The 17,210-nt window shown below is 70.9% G+C and carries 15 protein-coding genes; 7 read left to right on the top strand and 8 right to left on the bottom strand.

The genetic code is table 11. From position 1 onward, the window contains the following. Window positions 1-28: 28 nt before the first annotated feature. The gene (locus tag OHB13_RS35355; protein ID WP_328379895.1) at window positions 29-1,186 is read right to left on the bottom strand and encodes an acyl-CoA dehydrogenase family protein; all 1,158 of its coding nucleotides are present in this window, start codon (window positions 1,184-1,186) and stop codon (window positions 29-31) included. A 316-nt stretch (window positions 1,187-1,502) separates the two neighbouring features. Here OHB13_RS35355 and OHB13_RS35350 point away from each other — a divergent pair, with 316 nt between their 5' ends. Further along, window positions 1,503-2,705, top strand: coding sequence for a TetR/AcrR family transcriptional regulator (locus tag OHB13_RS35350; RefSeq protein WP_328379894.1), 1,203 nt, complete (start codon window positions 1,503-1,505; stop codon window positions 2,703-2,705). Window positions 2,706-2,851: 146 nt separating this feature from the next. Next, entirely contained in the window at window positions 2,852-3,412 is a 561-nt protein-coding gene (locus OHB13_RS35345) for a GNAT family N-acetyltransferase (protein ID WP_328379893.1), read from the top strand. A gap of 179 nt (window positions 3,413-3,591) precedes the next feature. Here OHB13_RS35345 and OHB13_RS35340 read toward each other — a convergent pair whose 3' ends face one another. Genes OHB13_RS35340 through OHB13_RS35315 form a run of 6 tightly spaced genes read right to left on the bottom strand, consistent with a single transcriptional unit; the run spans window position 3,592 to window position 9,360 of the window. Then, window positions 3,592-5,163, bottom strand: a complete 1,572-nt coding sequence (locus tag OHB13_RS35340; protein ID WP_328379892.1) for an FAD/NAD(P)-dependent oxidoreductase — start codon at window positions 5,161-5,163, stop codon at window positions 3,592-3,594. Then, window positions 5,147-5,557: a (2Fe-2S)-binding protein gene (locus OHB13_RS38830; protein ID WP_443062982.1), complete on the bottom strand. Its 411-nt coding sequence runs from the start codon at window positions 5,555-5,557 to the stop codon at window positions 5,147-5,149. The genes OHB13_RS35340 and OHB13_RS38830 overlap by 17 nt, the downstream gene beginning before the upstream one ends. Continuing rightward, on the bottom strand, window positions 5,554-6,783 hold the full coding sequence (locus OHB13_RS35330; RefSeq protein WP_328379891.1) for an NAD(P)/FAD-dependent oxidoreductase: 1,230 nt from the start codon (window positions 6,781-6,783) through the stop codon (window positions 5,554-5,556). Before OHB13_RS35330 ends, OHB13_RS38830 begins: the two co-directional genes overlap by 4 nt. Beyond that, complete coding sequence (locus tag OHB13_RS35325; RefSeq protein ID WP_328379890.1) at window positions 6,780-7,454, bottom strand: GntR family transcriptional regulator; 675 nt, start codon at window positions 7,452-7,454, stop codon at window positions 6,780-6,782. The genes OHB13_RS35330 and OHB13_RS35325 overlap by 4 nt, the downstream gene beginning before the upstream one ends. A gap of 2 nt (window positions 7,455-7,456) precedes the next feature. Then, window positions 7,457-8,458, bottom strand: coding sequence for a proline racemase family protein (locus OHB13_RS35320; protein ID WP_328379889.1), 1,002 nt, complete (start codon window positions 8,456-8,458; stop codon window positions 7,457-7,459). Beyond that, entirely contained in the window at window positions 8,455-9,360 is a 906-nt protein-coding gene (locus OHB13_RS35315; protein WP_328379888.1) for a dihydrodipicolinate synthase family protein, read from the bottom strand. Before OHB13_RS35315 ends, OHB13_RS35320 begins: the two co-directional genes overlap by 4 nt. 373 nt (window positions 9,361-9,733) lie before the next feature. On the opposite strand from OHB13_RS35315, the gene OHB13_RS35310 reads away from it, so the two are divergent. Further along, window positions 9,734-10,693: a LysR family transcriptional regulator gene (locus OHB13_RS35310; RefSeq protein ID WP_266861700.1), complete on the top strand. Its 960-nt coding sequence runs from the start codon at window positions 9,734-9,736 to the stop codon at window positions 10,691-10,693. Between the two features lie 108 nt (window positions 10,694-10,801). Here the strand turns inward: OHB13_RS35310 and OHB13_RS35305 are convergent, their stop codons facing one another. Beyond that, window positions 10,802-12,970 carry a M9 family metallopeptidase gene (locus tag OHB13_RS35305; protein WP_328379887.1) on the bottom strand — a complete coding sequence of 723 codons (2,169 nt, stop codon included), beginning with the start codon at window positions 12,968-12,970 and terminating at the stop codon, window positions 10,802-10,804. Window positions 12,971-13,284: 314 nt separating this feature from the next. Here OHB13_RS35305 and OHB13_RS35300 point away from each other — a divergent pair, with 314 nt between their 5' ends. The 4 genes from OHB13_RS35300 to OHB13_RS35285 all read left to right on the top strand — a co-directional run bounded on the left by OHB13_RS35300 (window position 13,285) and on the right by OHB13_RS35285 (window position 16,934). Beyond that, a complete protein-coding gene (locus OHB13_RS35300; RefSeq protein WP_328379886.1) occupies window positions 13,285-14,334 on the top strand; it encodes a proline racemase family protein in 1,050 nt (349 codons plus the stop codon). A 168-nt stretch (window positions 14,335-14,502) separates the two neighbouring features. Further along, window positions 14,503-15,945: an aminopeptidase P family protein gene (locus tag OHB13_RS35295; RefSeq protein WP_405755225.1), complete on the top strand. Its 1,443-nt coding sequence runs from the start codon at window positions 14,503-14,505 to the stop codon at window positions 15,943-15,945. A 9-nt stretch (window positions 15,946-15,954) separates the two neighbouring features. Then, the gene (locus OHB13_RS35290) at window positions 15,955-16,140 is read left to right on the top strand and encodes a hypothetical protein (protein WP_328379885.1); all 186 of its coding nucleotides are present in this window, start codon (window positions 15,955-15,957) and stop codon (window positions 16,138-16,140) included. Between the two features lie 218 nt (window positions 16,141-16,358). Further along, entirely contained in the window at window positions 16,359-16,934 is a 576-nt protein-coding gene (locus tag OHB13_RS35285; protein ID WP_405943417.1) for a DUF6529 family protein, read from the top strand. Window positions 16,935-17,210 lie beyond the last annotated feature (276 nt).

Raw genomic sequence — 17,210 nt, 5'->3', positions numbered from 1 at the left:
TGGCCCATCACGTCAGGGCGCCGGGGTGTCAGAGGCCGAGGTCCTTGGCGATGATGGTCTTCATGACCTCGCTGGAACCGGCGTAGATCCGTGAGACCCGGGTGTCGGCGTACAGGCGGGCGATCGGGTACTCCAGCATGTAGCCGTAACCGCCGTGCAGTTGGAGGCACTTGTCGATCACGCGGCCGGCGACCTCGGTGCTGAACAGTTTCAGCCTGGCCGCGTCGGCCACCGACAGCTCGTCCGTCTCGAACAGTTCAAGACCCCGGTCGACCATCGCCTGGAGGGCCTCGACCTCCGTGGCGCACTCAGCGAGTACGAACTTGGTGTTCTGGAACGACGCCACGGGCTTGCCGAAGACCTGGCGCTCCCGCACGTAGTCGCGGGCGAACCCGAGCGCGGCGGAGGCCTGCGCGTAACCTGCGGTCGCACAGCCCAGCCGCTCCGGCACCAGGTTGCGGGTGAGGTAGGAGAATGCCTCGCCCTCCGTGCCGAGACGGTTCTCGACGGGCACCACGACGTCGCTGAAGGAGAGTTCGGCGGTGTCGCTGGTGCGCAACCCGATCTTCTCCAGCTTGCGACCGACGGTGTAGCCCTCGCTCGTGGTGTCCACACACAGGATCGTCAGGCCCGCCCTGCGGTCGTCCTCACGGGTCGGCGAGGTACGGCAGACGACCAGGACCAGGTCGGCCAGGACACCGCCGCTGATGAAGGTCTTGGCGCCGTTCAGCGTGTAGTGGGTGCCGTCATCGGAGAGCTTGGCGCTGGTGCGGATGCCTGCGAGGTCGGAGCCCGCGCCGGGCTCGGTCATGGCGATGGCCGTCATGATCCGGCCGGAGACGAAGCCCGGGAGCCACCGCTGTTTCTGCTCCTGCGTTCCGTAGGCGAGGAGATACGGCAGGCACAGTCCGGAGTGCACGGACGAACCTCCGAAGCTGACCGCCTGCCGGGCGAGCTCCTCCTGGATCACGGCCTGGTATTTCAGTCCCCGCTGGCCGGCGCCCCCGTACTCCTCGGGGACTCCGATGCCGAAGACGCCGAGCTCGCCCAGCTTGAAGTAGAGGTCCCGTGGGACCAGGCCGGCGCGCTCCCACTCCTGGTAGCCGGGTGCCACCTCCTTGTCGATGAAAGTGCGAATGGTCTGGCGGAAGGCTTCGTGATCTTCGGTGAACACGGTTCGGCGCACGTCTGGCGCTCCCCTCGGTCTGCCTGGAGGAATCTCACAGGGGCGAGCACTAAGTTAATTCGCGCTAACCATCGTGTCTAGACGTCGCACGCAATCCATCGCCGCTGATCCCGCATCTTCAGTGGGGCCGGTTAGTCTGCGCTTCTTCAATCGCCGCGTTCGGGATAACCTCGTTCCGGCCGTGCCGACCGGGCGGGACCACGGTGCCCGCGGGTGGCGCGAACGCCCGCCCGCCCAGCGTCCCGGCCCGCAGTGCATGTACTAGCCTGACTTGCGGCCCGGTCATCCGGGCCGCCGACAAAAAGGGGGCCGACCGGTGCGGACAGGGGAGATCAAGCGGGTGGTGGCACGGAGGCCCCCGGACCGCAGGGAGCTCATCCTCGCCGCGGCCGGAGACCTGTTCCGCGAGCGCGGCTTCCACAACGTCTCCGTCGCCGACGTGGCGGCGGCCGTGGACATCACCGCCCCCGCGCTCTACCGCCACTTCCGCAACAAGCGGGAACTGCTCTCCGAGGTCGTGGGCAAGGGCCTCGGCCTCCTGGAAGCCACGGTGCGTGAGGCGGCGGACCCGGACGAGCTGCTGGCGACGCTCGCGACCGTGGGTGCGGAACGACGCGGCCTGGCCACGCTCTGGCAGCGCGAGGCCCGTCACCTCACGGACGCGCGACGCGAGGAACTGCGCCAGCAGCTCAACGGGATCGCCGCCCAGCTGGCCTCTCTGGTCCGGGAGGCGCGTACGGGCCTCTCCCCGGAGGACGGCGAGTTGCTCGCCTGGGCCCTTCTCGCCATCACGTCGAGTGCCTCCCGGCAGCGGATCCCCCTTTCCCGGCGCAGGCTTGAGGAGCTCATGCGCGAGATCACCCGGAGTGTGGCGTACTGCCGTCTGGGCTCGCCCACCGACACCACTCGGCCGGACCGGCGGGCGCAGGCATCGGCCGGCTCCGCGACGCAGGTCGCCTCCCGCCGCGAACAGCTGCTGACGGAAGCGATCAGGCTCTTCGACGAACGCGGCTTCCAGTCGGTCAGCACCGACGACATCGGCGAGGCGGTCGGCAGCACCGGCCCCAGCATCTACAAGCACTTCCCCAGCAAGACCGACCTGCTCGTGGCAGCCGTGGTCCGGGGCGGCGAACGGCGGCAGGTCGGCACGGACCAGGCCCTGGACGGCGCCTCCAGTCCCATGGAAGCGCTGGAGTCCCTGCTCCGCTCGTACATCGACTTCGCCCTGGAGAACAGTCGCCTCATCGGCCTGCTGCTCACTGAACTCGACCAGCTGCCCGAGAAGTACCGCCGGAGCAGCCGTCAGGTCCAGCGTGACTACCTCGCGCTGTGGGGCCGGCTCCTCGGGGACGCCAGGCCCGGGCTCGACACCGCCGAGGGGAAGCTCCTCGTCGGCGCGGTGCTCACGGTGATCGACGACGCGGTGAGGACCGCACGGCTCACGCTCCGTCCCGACCTGGCCGACCGGCTCGCGGAAATCGGGACGACTGTCCTCCTGCTGGGCAGCGAAGAAGGGTAGGACCCGGGGCTCGGGGCCCGCTTCGGACGAGGCCACCTCGTCGAACGTCCCGAGCCCAGAGCCCCGAGTGGCATGAACACCACTCTTCACCGGCCTGCTGCGAATATCCGGTGGCGGGCCCTGCTGCCGGTGGTGAAGATCGCGGCATGAACATCTTCCTGGAGACCGATCGGCTGGTGCTGCGCGCGTTCACCGAGGCCGACGTCGATCACCTGCTCGCTCTGGACAACGACCGCCACGTCATGCGCTTCATCAACGGCGGCCGGCCCACGAGCCGCGAGATGATCCGGGCACAGACCTTGCCCAGACTGCTCCACGACTACCCGTGCTTCGGGACCCGCGGCTATTGGGCCGCGGAAGAGAAGGACACCGGGGCCTTCCTGGGCTGGTTCGAATTCCGTCCCCTGGACGACCACAGCCCCGCCGTGGTGGAACTCGGCTACCGGCTGAACAAGGCCGCCTGGGGCAGCGGCTATGCCACCGAGGGTTCACGGGCCCTGATCCGCGAGGGTTTCTCGGAGCTCGGGGTGGAGCGGGTGATCGCGAACACCATGACGGTCAACGCGGGATCCAGGCGTGTGATGGACAAAGCGGGACTGTCCTTCCTCCGTAACTTCGCAGGGGACTGGCCCGACGCGATCGAAGGCTCCGAGCACGGCGAAGTCGAGTACGAACTCACCCGGACCAAGTGGGAACAACTCACGTAGGAATCAGGGTGGTGCTGTGCACCGACGTGCTGCCCGGGGCTGACGGGACGGCGATCGCGTGACGGGGCGCGTGGGCGGCCCGCGCAGCGGTGCCCCCGTGGGCCGCCGTGGCCCCCGTCCCGACCGGTCCTCGGGACTCGCCCGTACGCGGGTCCATGCTCGGCACCCCGGTCACCGTGTCACTCACCGTCCCGGTTCGTCGTCTCTCCGTCCGGCCGGGGTTCCCCGTCGGCCCGGCCGACCGTCACGGCCTCGGCGACGGCCGCGAGTTCGCCGAGTCGCACCGGGGCCGCGGGGGTGCGGCCCGAGAGCGGGCGCAGGTCGTCCGCGGTGACCGTGCGGCCGCCGAGGCAGGCCGCGATGCCCGCGGTCGCGTATCCGCAGATCCTGCCCTGGCACCAGCCCATGCCGGGCCGTGCCAGCATCTTCAGGGTGCGCGCGTCGGTCGCACCGAGGTCGTCGTGGGCGTGGCGCAGATCCCCGTAGGTGACTTCTTCGCAGCGGCACACCACGGTCGAGTCCGTCAGCCACCCCGGCCAGGCGGCCGGCACGGGGTAGGTGCGGTGCATGGCGGCGGCGAACCGCCGCGCCCGCCGGATGCGGCCCTGGACGCGGCGGATCCCGGCCGCGGGAGGTGCTGCGTTGCCGGAGCCCGGGGTCGTAACCGAACCTGCCGTCGTACCGGACCGCCCGCGGCCGAGCGAGGCGGCCAGGGCGAGGGCGCTCAGCCGGCCCTCGCTGACGGACAGGGCCGAGCCGCCCACGCCGGTGGCCTCGCCGGCCACGTACACGCCGTCGACGCTGCTGCGCTGCAGCGCGTCGACCGCCACGACGAGCGCGCCGTCGCGATCCTGCCGGGTCGCGGCACCGAGCATGAGCGGGAGTTCCAGCGAGGGGGTGAACCCCCAGCCGAGGGCCACCAGGTCGGCGGCGAGCTCTCGTTCGGGTCCGGCCGGCCGGCCCTGGCGGTCCACCTTCGCGATCCGCACGGCCTCGACCTTGCCGTCGCCGAGGATCGCGCGGACGACGGTCCTGGTCCGGTACGGGATGCGGTGCCGGGCGAGCACCGCGGCGTACTGCGCGGCCTCGGCCCCCTTGCCGGGCGCGGAGACCGTGCCGACCGGGTCGCGCAGCCAGCCGAGCGTGGCGTTGGCCTCGACGACCGCGGCGACCTGCGCGCCGGCGCGCGCGAGCCCGGCGGCCACCGGCAGCAGGAAGGGTCCGGTGCCGCCGACGACGGTGCGCCGGCCGGCGAGCGTGCGGTGGCCCTTGAGCAGCGCCTGGACGCCGCCGGCGGTCATGACGCCGGGCAACTCCCAACCGGGCACGGGGAGTTGGCGGTCGTATCCACCGGGGCACAGGATCAGCGCACGGGCCTCGACGGGATCGGCGATGGGCCCGTCGGGGCCCGCGTCCGGATCCGGCACGGTGGGCGTCACCCGCAGGCTGAACGTCCCGTCTCCGTCCCGGGTGGCGAGCCACACCTGGTGGCCGGGCAGGTAGCGGACGCGTCCGGCGGCGCTCAAGGCGTACAGCCGGTCGCGCAGGCCGGTGAAAGTGGGCCAGCCGTGGTGGTCGCGGCGGTCCTCCGGGCGGGCGTGGTTCTCGTCGAAGTGCCGCCAGAACTGGCCGCCGGGCTGCCCGGCAGCATCCACCAGGACCGCGTCGAGCCCGGCCTCCGCCGCCTCGACGGCGGCCGCGAGTCCGGCCGGCCCGGCCCCGACCACGGTTACGTCATGAATATGCGCCATCGCCGTCCTCCTCTGCGTGCTGCGCGGCACGGCTGTCGTCGCGGGTGTCCTGCGCGTCGCCGGACTCCGGATCGCCTTCACCATCCAGCACGCCCCCGGATTCCGCATCGCCGGCGCCCTCCAGCCCGCCCCCGGACCCCGCCCCACTCTCCAACGCGTCCCCCAGCCGCATGCCGTCGGCCGCGGGGACCAGGCAGGCGCGCTCGGCCCGTGCGCCGTCGACGGTGATCAGGCAGTCGAAGCAGACGCCGATGCCGCAGAACAGGCCGCGCGGCCGGCCCTCCTTGCGGGTGGTGCGCCAGTCGGTGATCCCGGCGGCGACCAGGGCCGCGGCGACGCTCTGGCCGGGCTCGGCGGGGACTCCGGTGCCGCGGAAGGTCATCCGGTAGGTCATGCGGAATCTCCCTCGGCAACGTCCTCGGGCCGGTCGGGAAAGCGGTCGGGGAAGCGGTCGGGGGCGAACGGCGCCAGGTCCAGGCCCGGCTGCTCGCCGGTCATGGCCTGGGCGATCAACTTGCCGGTGCCGGCGGCCAGTCCGATGCCGGCGCCCTCATGGCCGCAGGCGTGCCACAGGCCGGGGGCACGCGGGTCGGCGCCGATGACGGGCAGATGGTCGGGGCAGTACGGGCGGAAGCCGTGGTAGGTGCGCATCAGCCGCACCTGCCGCAGCATCGGGAACAACGCGACGGCCTTGGCCGCGAGCATGCTGATCGCCGGCACGGACACCGTACGGTCGAAGCCGACCCGCTCGCGGGAGGCGCCGATGAGGATGGTTCCGCTGTCGGTGCCCTCCACCACCGGCGAGGTCTGCAGGGCCGCGTCGGAACTGGCGACGTCGCCGACGTACTCGGCCGCGTACACCTTGTGCCGGATGGTGCGCGGCGGCATGGGTTCGGTGACGAGCACGAAGCCGCGCCGGGGGCGGACCGGGACGGCGACCCGGGCCAGAGCCGCGACCTCGCCGGCCCAGGTGCCCGCCGCGTTGAGCACGGCGCCCGCGGGGATGTCGCCCGCGCTGGTACGGACCCCGGTGACCCGGTCCCCGCTGCGCAGGAAGCCGGTCACCTCGGTGCCGGTGTGCACGTGCGCGCCCCTGTCGCGGGCGAGACGCAGCAGGTGGGCGACCACCAGCATCGGCTGCACCTGCGCGTCCTGCGGGTAGAACGCCGCCCCGGCCAGGTCCTTCGCCAGGTGCGGCTCGTAGTCGTGCAGCCGGCCCTGCCCGACGTCCTGGACCTCGACGCCGCTCGCGCGCTGGTGGACGCTCAACTCCCGCAGGGTGCAAAGACTTTGCGCGGTCGCGGCGACGACGAGGCCGCCCTTGGACTCGAACTCCCAGCGGTCGGCGTGCTCGGCGAGGTCCTCCCGCCAGACGGCCTGCGAGTACAGCGCGAGGTCGAGTTCGGGGCCGGCCTCCTTGTCGGACACCAGCAGGTTGCCCTCCCCCGCGCTGGACGTGCCGCCGGCGATGGCGCCGCGCTCGACGACGACCACCCGCAGGCCGGCGAGCGCCGCGAAGTACGCGGCGGCCGCACCGACGACGCCCGCGCCGACGATGACCAGGTCCGCGCTCCCGCCGCCGGCAGTCCCCGGGCCGGCGCCGCGCCGTGCCGTGCTCACGACTCCCCCGGGCCGCTCGCCCACAGGCCGCGCACATGGCCGATATGACGGCACATCAGTTCCTCGGCGGCCTGCGCGTCACGGCGCTCGATGAGGTCCATCAGCTCGTGGTGCTCGACTGCCGAGTGGCCCAGCCGGCCGCTGTGCAGCAGCGGGGCCAGGCCCAGCAGCCGGGTCTGGGTGCGCAGGTCGGACACGACGTCCACCAGCTGCCGGTTGCCGCTGTAGCCGAGCAGCGTCAGGTGGAAGACGTGGTCCGCCCGTACGTAGCCGACCAGGTCGCCGCGTTCGACCGCGTCCACGATGGCCTGCGCCAGTTCCCGCAGGGTCGGGAAGTCCTCCTCGGGGATGACGGGCACACAGGCACGCACCGTCGGCGGCTCGATGAGCAGGCGCACCGCGGCGAGGTTGTCCAGGTCCTGCTCCGAGACCTCGGTGATCCGGAAGCCCTTGTTGGGCTGGGCGACGACCAGGCCCTCCTTGGCCAGGTCGAGCATGGCCTCCCTGACGGGCGTGGGCGAGACGCCGAACCTCGCGCCGAGGGTGGGCGCGGAGTAGACCATGCCCGGTTCCAGCTCGCCGGAGATGACCGCTGCGCGCAGCGCGTCCCGGACGCGCTCGCGCAGCGTCTCCCGCTGGCCCAGGCTCTGTACGTGGGAGGTGGAGTGCACGTTCACAGCAGGAACCCCGCGGGGAAGGGGTCGCTCGGGTCGAGTTGGAACTGCGAAGTCCCGGTGACCCAGGCGCGGCCGGTGATGGAGGGCAGCACCGCGGCGTGCGGCCCCATGGTGGTCTCGCCGAGAAGGCGTCCGGTGAAGCGGGTGCCGATGAAGGACTCGTTCACGAACTCCTGCCCGACGGCGAGTTCACCGCGGGCGTGGAGCTGCGCCATCCTCGCGCTGGTGCCGGTGCCGCACGGCGAGCGGTCGAACCACCCCGGGTGGATGGCCATGGCGTGCCGCGACAACCGGGCGGTCGACCCGGGGGCCTTGAGGTAGACGTGGTGGCAGCCGGCGATGTCGTCGCGCTCGGGGTGGACGGGCGGATCCGCGGCGTTCACCGCGTCCATCACCGCCAGTCCAGCGGACAGCAGGTCGCCGGACCTGGACCGGTCGAACGGCAGCCCCAGATCGGCGAGTTCGACGATCGCGTAGAAGTTGCCGCCGAAGGCGAGGTCGTAGCGCACCTCGCCGTACCCGGGCACCTCGACGGTGGCGTCCAGCGCGTGGGCGTAGGACGGCACATTGGCGAGGGTGACGGAGGTGGCCGCGCCGTCCTCGACCGCCACCGAGGCGACGACGAGTCCGGCGGGGGTGTCCAGCCGGATGATGGTGACCGGCTCCGTGACCGGCACCATCCCGGTCTCGACCAGGACGGTGGCCACGCCGATCGTGCCGTGGCCGCACATCGGCAGCAAGCCGGACACCTCGATGAACAGCACGCCGAAGTCCGCGTCGGGGCGGGTCGGCGGCTGCAGGATCGCGCCGCTCATCGCACCGTGTCCGCGCGGCTCGTACATCAGCAGCGTGCGTACGTCGTCGCTGTTCTCCATGAACCAGCGCCTGCGCTCGGCCATCGTGGCGCCGGGGATGGTGCCCACGCCGCCGACGACGACCCGGGTCGGCATGCCCTCGGTGTGCGAGTCGACGGCGTGGAAAGTGCGGCGGGACCTCACTTGTACCCCTTGGCGATGACCGCCTCGGTGTCGGCGGTGATCCGGGCGGTCTGCTCGGGCGACAGCGGCAGCCGCGGCGGCCGGCAGGCGCCGCCCCTGCGCCCGGCGATGTCCATCGACAGCTTGATGGACTGCACGAACTCGGTCTTGGAGTCCCAGCGCAGCAGCGGGTGCAGGTCGCGGTAGACCGGCAGCGCGCGGGCCAGGTCGGCCGGGTCGCCGGAGGTGGCCAGCCGGTACAGCTCGACGGTGCTGCGCGGGATCATGTTCGGGTAGCCGGCGATCCAGCCGACGGCACCCGCCATCCCGAGTTCGAGCAGCACGTCGTCGGCGCCGACGAGGAGGTCCAGGCCCGGCGCCAGTTCGCTGATCTGGTAGGCCCGGCGGACGTCGCCGGTGAACTCCTTGACGCCGACGATCGTGCCCTCCTGGAAGAGCTCGGCGAGCAGGTCGGGGGTGAGGTCGACCTTGGTGTCGATCGGGTTGTTGTAGGCCACGACCGGCAGCCCGACCTTGGCGACCTCGCGGTAGTGCTCCACCACTGCCGCCCGCTCCGCCCGGTAGGCGTTGGGCGGCAGCAGCAGCAGCGAGGTGGCGCCGGCCTCGGCGGCCTGCTCGGCCCAGCGGCGGGCCTCGAAGGCACCGTACGCGGCCACGCCCGGCATCACGCCGAAGCCGTCGGGGGCGGCCTGCACAGCGGTCTCGACGACGCGGGCGCGCTCCTCGGCGGTCAGCGTCTGGTACTCGCCCAGCGAGCCGTTGGGCGTCACGCCGTCACAACCGCCGGCGGCCAGGAAGCGGACATGCTCGGCGAAGGCGTCGTAGTCGACCGACAGATCTTCGTGGAACGGCAGGGCCGTGGCGACGTGGACTCCGTGCCAGGGCCTCGCTGAGTTGGTCATGCTGCAGCTCCTTGACTGGTGGTGGGAAGAAGGTACCAGTGCAATGTCACACGTCATAGACCTGGAACCAAGGTGATGGCCGATGCCGCGGATCGGGTAACGGCCTTGCTGCAGCCCGGAGTCGGGCCCGAAGGCCGCGGGTCGCCGGGGCAGTCGGGCGGCGGCGACCGGGACTTCGTTGCGGCGGGCCGGTCCAGCTCGTACAGCGGCGGCAGCCGTCCCGTTCGGCCGGCAGCTCCACCACCCCGCGAAACGGGGGCAGTTCGGCGATCCCGAAAAATTCTCCAGACTGCTCCGGCCCGTACCAGAACCCCAAAATGCCAAGATCGGACGTAAAGTTGGCCCACTCCTGAGAGACCTGGGGCGGGTACTGATGGAACTCGAACTCCGACACCTGCGGATTCTGTGCACGATCGCCGACACGCAGAGCCTTGGCCGGACGGCCACCGTCCTGGGGTGCTCGCAGCCCGCGGTCAGCAGTCAGCTGAAGCGCATCGAGCGGCTCATGGGCGAGGACCTCTTCGTCCGGGGCAGTGCGGGGGTGACACCGACGCGCTTCGGGGTCGAGGTGGTGGTGCAGGCCCGGGAGGTGGTGGCGCTGGCGAGCACGATCGGGCGCCGGTCCACCGCAGGCCGCCGTGGGACCGATCGGGTACTGCGGGTAGCCGCGACCAACACACCCATCCTGCCGGGGCTCCTGCAGCGGGCGCGCACCGTCCTGCCGTCGCTGACCACGCAGGTGAGCAGCGTGTACTCCTCAGCCGAGATCATCGGGCTGCTGGAGGACGACAAGCTGGACATCGCCGTCGCGGTCGACTATCCCGGGCGGGAGCTACGGCATTCGGAAGCCGTGGTGCGCCGCGGCATCGTCACAGAGCCCAGCTTCGTGGCGCTGCCCGCCGCTCACCCGGCGAGCGGGCAACTGGACGTGCCGCTGCTCGATCTGGCCGGGGACGCGTGGTTCCTGACACCCGACGACGGTGCGGGCTGGCCCGGTGTCTGCTACGACGCCTTCCAGGCGGCCGGCTTCAGACCCGCCACCGTGCACGAGTACCTCGGTGACCGGGACCAGTTGCAACGGATGATCGCCGACGGGGTGGGGATCTCCGTCGTCCAGGCGACGTGCAAGCCGAACCCGGGTGTGGTCGTCAAGCCGCTGGCCGGCACACCGCTGTGGTGCCGCTATGTGCTGGTGTGGCACCGAGAGCGGGTGTCCGACGAGGTCACGGAGACGCTCTTCGGCGCGGCCCTGGCCGCCTACGAGGAACTCATCGCCCGGGCACCCCACTTCCGGGCGTGGGCGGCCCGCCATTACCGGCCCACGCGGAGGTAGGCGTACGGGACCGTACGCCATCGGCACATGCCGAGGCCGTGGCCCGGTCGACCGGAGTCGACCGGGCCACGGCCCGGAGTCAGTCAGCCGGTGGCGTTCAGGAGGGGCTCAGAACGACGTGGTGACGGTGACTCCGCTGAAGTCGGTCACCGCGTACAGGCTGATGTACCGGTAGCCCGCCTCGGTGTTGTTGACGGTGATGCTCTCGGCATTGTCGGAGTTGGTGGACTTCTCGGTGAAGGTGGACGGGCCGGCCCATGTCGTCGGGTCGTAGTAGAGGTCGGCATTGCCGCTGCCGCCGCTGGTGGTGACCTTCAGAGTGGTGGTGCCGGCCGGCAGCCACACCCACAGGTAGTCGGTGTCGCCGGCGACCCGGGACTGGTCCGACCGGAAGCAGTTCTGGCCCATCACCTGCGTGTTGGTGTCGGTGCAGGCCGTGGGCGATCCGCTGCCGCTGCCACCGCCCAGGGTGTCGAGCCAGGCGTCGAAGTCGGCGTCGTAGCTGGTGCCGATGGTGTTGTAGACGGCGTAGGCACCCTGGTAGTCACCGGTCCGCATCTTGGCCAGCATGGCCTGGATCTGGTCCGGGTGCTTCTCGGTCATGTACCGGACGGCCAGGTAACCCCACGGGTAGGTGCGGGTCTCGTCGTCGATGGCGTAGGTGTTCTGGAAGAGCTGGCTGAGCTTGTAGGTGTGCTTGGCAGCCTCGGTCAGCGCGCCGTCGTCGGTGAGGTTGCGGTAGGAGTAGGAGACGTACTCCGCCTGTCCCTCGATCCACCAGACGTCCGGGACGGTGATCTGGGTGCCGAAGTCGCCCTTCATGTCGTAGATGGACTGCTGGACGTGCGCGAACTCATGATTGAGGTTCCACGCGTTGGCCGGGAAGCCGTTGTCGGTCGGCCACTGGTAGAGGATGGAGTAGGCGATGTTGTTGGGGTCGGTCGGCGTTCCGGTCAGCGTCTCGCCGCCGTTGTCGGTGTCATTGCCGAAGATCGCCCACGAGTAGGTCATGTAGTCGGCCCTGCTGCCGAAGATGACCATCTTCAGGTTGAAGTACTCACCGGGGATCGGTGTGGTGGTCTTGACTTGCTTCTGGTAGAACGCGACCTCGTTCGACAGGCTCGTGCAGACGTCGGACTGCTCCTTCGCTGTCAGCGCCTGCGCCATGATGGTGAAGTTGCTGCAGGCGTTGTTGATCGGCAGCGCGGCCGCGGTGAGCTGCTTCGTCAGGTCGCAGACGCCGTAGTAGGAGCACTGGTCCGGGTCCCCGACGGTGGCCCGGTAGGCGACGTGCACCCACAGGTTGTCCGTCGCACCGGTGATGGACGAGCCGTCCAGCAGACCCTTGATGAGCGGGCGGATCTTGCTCTGCAGGGCCGGTATCTGGATCAAGTTGGCCAGGTCGTTGCCTGCGTTCGAGTCGAGGACGTCGTTGTCCCCGCCGAGCAGGTCGCGGTGGTTGAGGGTGAAGGTGGAGAGGGTGTCGGCGATACCGGGTTTCGCGGTGATCGCGGTGACGAAGTCCGACATCGACGGGCCGCGCCACAGCGGGGTGTAGATCGCGTTCAGCGCCCGGTCCATCTCCGGGACGGCGTCCCACGAACTGCTGGTGTAGGCGTTGAGGTAACGGCCGTAGACGTCCAGGTAGTCGGCCTGCACCTGCGCGCTGTCGGTGAGGACGAACGCCTGCTCCAGCACAGCCCCGTTGCCCGCGCTGACGTCGTTCGCGTGACTGCCGGCGAACAGCGTGTTGAACCCCTTCTCGATGGCGCTGCGGAGCGAGGAGTCGTACGGGCCGACGTCCTGGGGGTCGCCGTACTGGACGTAGTAGCCGGCGCGCATGAAGTACATCAGCTCGTACAGGCCGCCGGAGTCGTCACCGGTGTAGGAGCCTGCCGCGTCGGCGATGCCGTTCGCCACCGCGACCATCTGGGACTGGTTGAACACGGCGTGCGCGTCCGAACCCGTCAGACTGAACAGCGGGTTGATGCAGGAGCTCCAGTCCACCGTCTTGATGTACGACACCAGGTCGCTGCCCGACCGGCCGGAGAAGTCCGACGTGGTGCACGACGTGACGGCGGCAGGCCGGGCGGCACCGGCCGCGTTGCGTGCCGTGTGTGCTGACAGGCGCGGCTTGGACGGCTTGGCGGAACCCAGGGCGGTCGGCGCCCCGCGCAGTTTCGCGGGCAACGGCTTGGCGCTGGTGGCGGCGGCTTGGGACTGACCGGTCTCGGCTCCGGTCGGCGTGAATTTCCCGTGCTGTTGGGCAGCCCGCACGGCCTTGGAGGGTACCGACACGGCCGGTGGTGAGGCATGCCTCGTGTGGGTGGTTGCCGCGGCCGCCTGAGTGCTCATCAGGCCGGCGACGAGCCCTCCGGCCGCCAGACCGGCGGCCAGAACTCTGGGCAGGATTGATCGACAGTGCATCGCGTCTCCAGTGGGGGGAGCGAAGGGGAAGCCGCCCGAGGAGGCGGGCGGCGCTATGTAACATTGCACTGGGTGAAGTCGTGGGCAATACTCCGGGACCCAGCACTGTTTCCAGTTGCCCCATAACACCGGCGCATGGGTGTCGACTCCTACCTGGAAGTGAGATGCGGATGACGAGGACTCAGCCCATCGAGACGATCGACTGGCACACCGGCGGCGAACCGTTCCGGATCGTGGTGGACGGCCCGGCCGAGGTGACGGGTGAGGGACTGACCGTTGCCGAGCGCAGGGTCGTCGCGACGCGAAGTGCGGACGTGCAGTGGGTGCGGGCGCTGCTGTGCGGCGAGCCGCGCGGCCACGCGGGCATGTACGGCGGGTTCCTGGTTCCGCCCGACGACACCGGCGCCCACCTCGGTGTCCTCTTCTGGCACAACGACGGTTTCTCCACGGCGTGCGGGCACGGAACGATCGCCCTGGGCGCCTGGGCCGTCGCCTCGGGCCGGGTCCCGGCACCTGCCGACGGCCTGACCCACGTCGTGATCGACGTCCCCTCCGGACGCGTCACGGCGAGCGTGCGGACCAGAAAAGGACAGGTCCAGGACACCACGTTCACCAATGTGCCCGCCTACGTCCAGGCGCACGGCGTCGACGTGCCGACCTCCCGCGGGAAGGTCACCGTCGACATCGCGTTCGGCGGCGCGATGTACGCGGTGGTGCCGGCCGCGTCCGTCGGGCTGCGCGTCCGGCCGCAGGACGTCACCGAACTCACCGCCGTCGGGCGGGAGATCCGCGACACACTGAACGCCGCCGGCGCCGCCGAGCACCCTCTCGACCCGCGGCTGTCCGGGATCTACGGGACGATCCTCACCGAAGAGACCGGGCCCACCGAGCTGCGGGCCGACGGCAGCCGGCTGTTGCAGCAGCGCAACATCACGGTGTTCGCGGACGGCCAGGTCGACCGGTCCCCGTGCGGTTCCGGCACGTCGGCCAGGATCGCGGCCCTGGCCGGCGCCGGACAGATGTCCCCCGGCGACGAGTTGCGGCACGAATCCGTGGTGGGCTCGGTGTTCCACGCCCGGATCACCGAGCAGACCACGGTCCACGGGATCCCGGCGGTCGTCACAGCGGTGACGGGCACCGCGCACGAGGTCGGCACCTGCCGGTTCACCGTCGATCCGCGCGACGCGCTCCTGCCCGGGTTCGTGCTGCGCTGACCGAACTCCTCGCCGCGGAGCGGGACTTCACCCCGGGGCCGGTCGCCGCCGCCCGGGCCGTCCACGGCACAGCGGTGACGAGCACGGGTGCGGAGCGACATCCCCCTGTTTCCGTGCCATGTGAAATAGTACTGTCGCCGCAAGGGTTCCCGACGGACGGAGCATACGGTGGCGCGAGACGACATCCAGCCGCGCGAGGGCGCGAGCCACGACCGCGCGGTGCCGCCCACTCTGGCGGAGTGCTTCACGCAAGGGTGGGTCGAGACGGCTCCGGCGGTACCGGTACTGCCCGGAGCTGCGTACGCGGCCACACGTCGCGCGCTGCTGTCCGCGCGCTTCCCGGGGGAGCGAATCGTGGTCCCGGCCGGTGGTCTGAAAGTCCGGAGCAACGACTTCGACTACGTCTTCCGGCCGCACTCCGCGTTTCTCCACCTCACCGCGGACGAGGGCGCCGGCGCTGCCCCGGACAGCGTCCTCGTCCTGGAGCCGACAGGCACCGGCCACGACGCCACGGTGTTCGCCCGGCCTCGCTCCCCGCGCGACGGCGGGCCGAACGGCACCGAGTTCTACCGCGACCGCCGCTACGGCGAGTTCTGGACCGGCCGTCGCCGCACCCTGGCGGAGACCTCCGACGCCCTGGGCCTTACGGCTCTCCCCCGCGACGACCTCGCACGCGCCCTCGCCGCGAACGTCCCGACCCGGGTGGTGCGCGGCCAGGACCCGGTGGTCGACGCGGCGGCGCCGCCGGCCGCCGGGGCCGAGTCCGAACTCCTCGCGTATCTCTCGGAGTTGCGGCTGGTCAAGGACGAGTGGGAGGTCGAGCAGATGCGCGCGGCCGTGGGGCACACCGTGGCCGCCTTCCACGACGTGGCGGGTGAACTGCCCACCGCGATGCGGCTCCCACGCGGCGAGCGCTGGATCGAGGGCACGTTCAACCGGCGGGCCCGGCTGGAGGGTTACGGCCTCGGCTTCGAGACGATCGCGGCGGCCGGCGCGCACGCGTGCGTCCTGCACTGGATGCGCAACGACGGCCCTGTCCGCGACGGCGAACTCCTCCTCCTGGACGCCGGCGTGGAGACCGACACCTGCTACACCGGTGACGTGACCCGTACCCTGCCGGTCGGCGGGCGCTTCACCGACGCACAGCGGCAGGTGTACGACCTGGTGTACGCGGCCCAGTCGGCGGGCATCGCCGCGCTGCGCCCCGGCGCGCGGTTCGGCGACTTCCACGACGCCGCGACGCGCGTCATCGCCGATGGTCTGGACGCCTGGGGTCTGCGCCCGGGCGGCGCCGGCCCCCACGACCGGTCCCTGTACGGCCGTTACACCGTCTGCGGCACCGGGCACATGCTGGGCCTGGACTGCCACGACTGCGCCGACGCCCGGAGCAGCGCCTACCTGGACGGTGTACTGGAGCCGGGCCACGTCCTGACCGTCGAGCCCGGCCTGTACTTCCAGCCCGACGACCTGACGATCCCCGCACACCTGCGCGGCATCGGCGTGCGGATCGAGGACGACTTCCTCATCACCGCAGACGGCGCCGTCTGCCTGTCGTCGGACCTTCCGCGTGCCGCCGACGACGTCGAGGCGTGGGTGACCGCCACCCGCTGATGCCGCACGGTGAAGCTTCCCCCCTCGTGGCTGGACGCCTGGAGACCGGGACGCAAGCCCTCCCCGCCGGAGCGCACCGGCGGGGACCAGGAGCTCTCCACGGTGCGGGCCCATCGGCTCACCCCCGGCCGGCCGGGCATCGCGGGCGGCTTCTTCGTGGTCTTCGCGCCCGGGCTGATCCCGATCCTGTCCTGAGGGTCCTTCCTCGTGCGACTGACGCCTTGCTCCGGCGTCGCAAGCGTCCGAGGGAGTGAATCCATGCCCCGTTCCAGCGCCGTCATCGGGCAGGAAGCATCAGCGCCGTGAATCTGGGTGGGTGAAGGCCGTGCTGTACCCGTAAGCGGGCCGTTCGACCAGCAGCAGCACACCTCCCGGTCGCGACCGGGGTTATCGACGCCCAGGGGAGCATGTCCATGAACAGATCCGAAGCCCCCGCCCGGCGGCCGGCCGCGCGGCGGGCCATGATCGCTGCCTGCCTGCTACTGCCCGTCGCCGTCGCGCTCGCGATCTACCTGACGGGTCGCGCGCTCACGCCCGATCCCGAGAGCGGACTGTTCGGCGCCCACGACACGGAGGCCGTCGACCTCAAGGCCCGCCTCGGCAGCGCCCTGCTGTGCCTGGCCCTCATCCAGGTGCTCCTGGCCCTGTGGATGTACCGCCGCCTGCCCCTGGCCGGGGCCGCACCCCGCCCCGTGCGCACCGTCCACCGGATCATCGGCCTGCTCGCGTTCCTGCTCTCGGCCCCTATCGCCTACCACTGCCTTGTCACGTACGGCGTGGAGACCACAGACGCGCGCGTGACGACGCACTCCATCACCGGCTGTGTGCTCTACGGCGCGTTCGTCGCGAAGGTCCTCGTGGTCCGGGGCCGGCGGCTGCCCGGCTGGACACTTCCCCTCGTCGGCGGCGTGCTGGCGTGCGCCATCGCCCTGCTCTGGTACACGGCGGCCTTGTGGGCTCTCAACGGCGACAGCAGCCCCGGCTTCTGATCGCGTCCAGCTGATCCGACAAGATCGGCTGGTTCGGCTGCATCAGTGGAGCATCGCGCACCCCGGGATCGTCGACACAACCGCAGGGTTTTGCTGTGTACGGGTGGTGACGCGGAGTGGTAATTCGGGGTGTCGGGACCGGTGAGGTGTGAGCCCGGGCATAGGGCCCGCGTCACACAGGACGACACCTAGTAGATGCACGGCGGACCTTTCCCGCTCATTGCGGGCCCCACCCCACCCCTGTCCGGTTTGTCGCTATCTGGGGTAGTAGGTCAC

The organism is Streptomyces sp. NBC_00440 (genome assembly GCF_036014215.1).
Taxonomy (GTDB): Bacteria; Actinomycetota; Actinomycetes; order Streptomycetales; family Streptomycetaceae; genus Streptomyces.
Note: the sequence above shows the minus strand (reverse complement) of the source record. Positions and strands in the feature narration are given on the sequence as shown.

What these genes read in the sequence shown, in the direction of transcription:
- OHB13_RS35340 (WP_328379892.1), bottom strand. Translation starts at nt 5,163, where the DNA reads ATGGCGCATATTCATGACGTAACCGTGGTCGGGGCCGGGCCGGCCGGA.
- OHB13_RS35285 (WP_405943417.1), top strand. Translation starts at nt 16,359, where the DNA reads ATGAACAGATCCGAAGCCCCCGCCCGGCGGCCGGCCGCGCGGCGGGCC.
- OHB13_RS35310 (WP_266861700.1), top strand. Translation starts at nt 9,734, where the DNA reads ATGGAACTCGAACTCCGACACCTGCGGATTCTGTGCACGATCGCCGAC.
- OHB13_RS35300 (WP_328379886.1), top strand. Translation starts at nt 13,285, where the DNA reads ATGCGGATGACGAGGACTCAGCCCATCGAGACGATCGACTGGCACACC.
- OHB13_RS35345 (WP_328379893.1), top strand. Translation starts at nt 2,852, where the DNA reads ATGAACATCTTCCTGGAGACCGATCGGCTGGTGCTGCGCGCGTTCACC.
- OHB13_RS35315 (WP_328379888.1), bottom strand. Translation starts at nt 9,360, where the DNA reads ATGACCAACTCAGCGAGGCCCTGGCACGGAGTCCACGTCGCCACGGCC.
- OHB13_RS38830 (WP_443062982.1), bottom strand. Translation starts at nt 5,557, where the DNA reads ATGACCTACCGGATGACCTTCCGCGGCACCGGAGTCCCCGCCGAGCCC.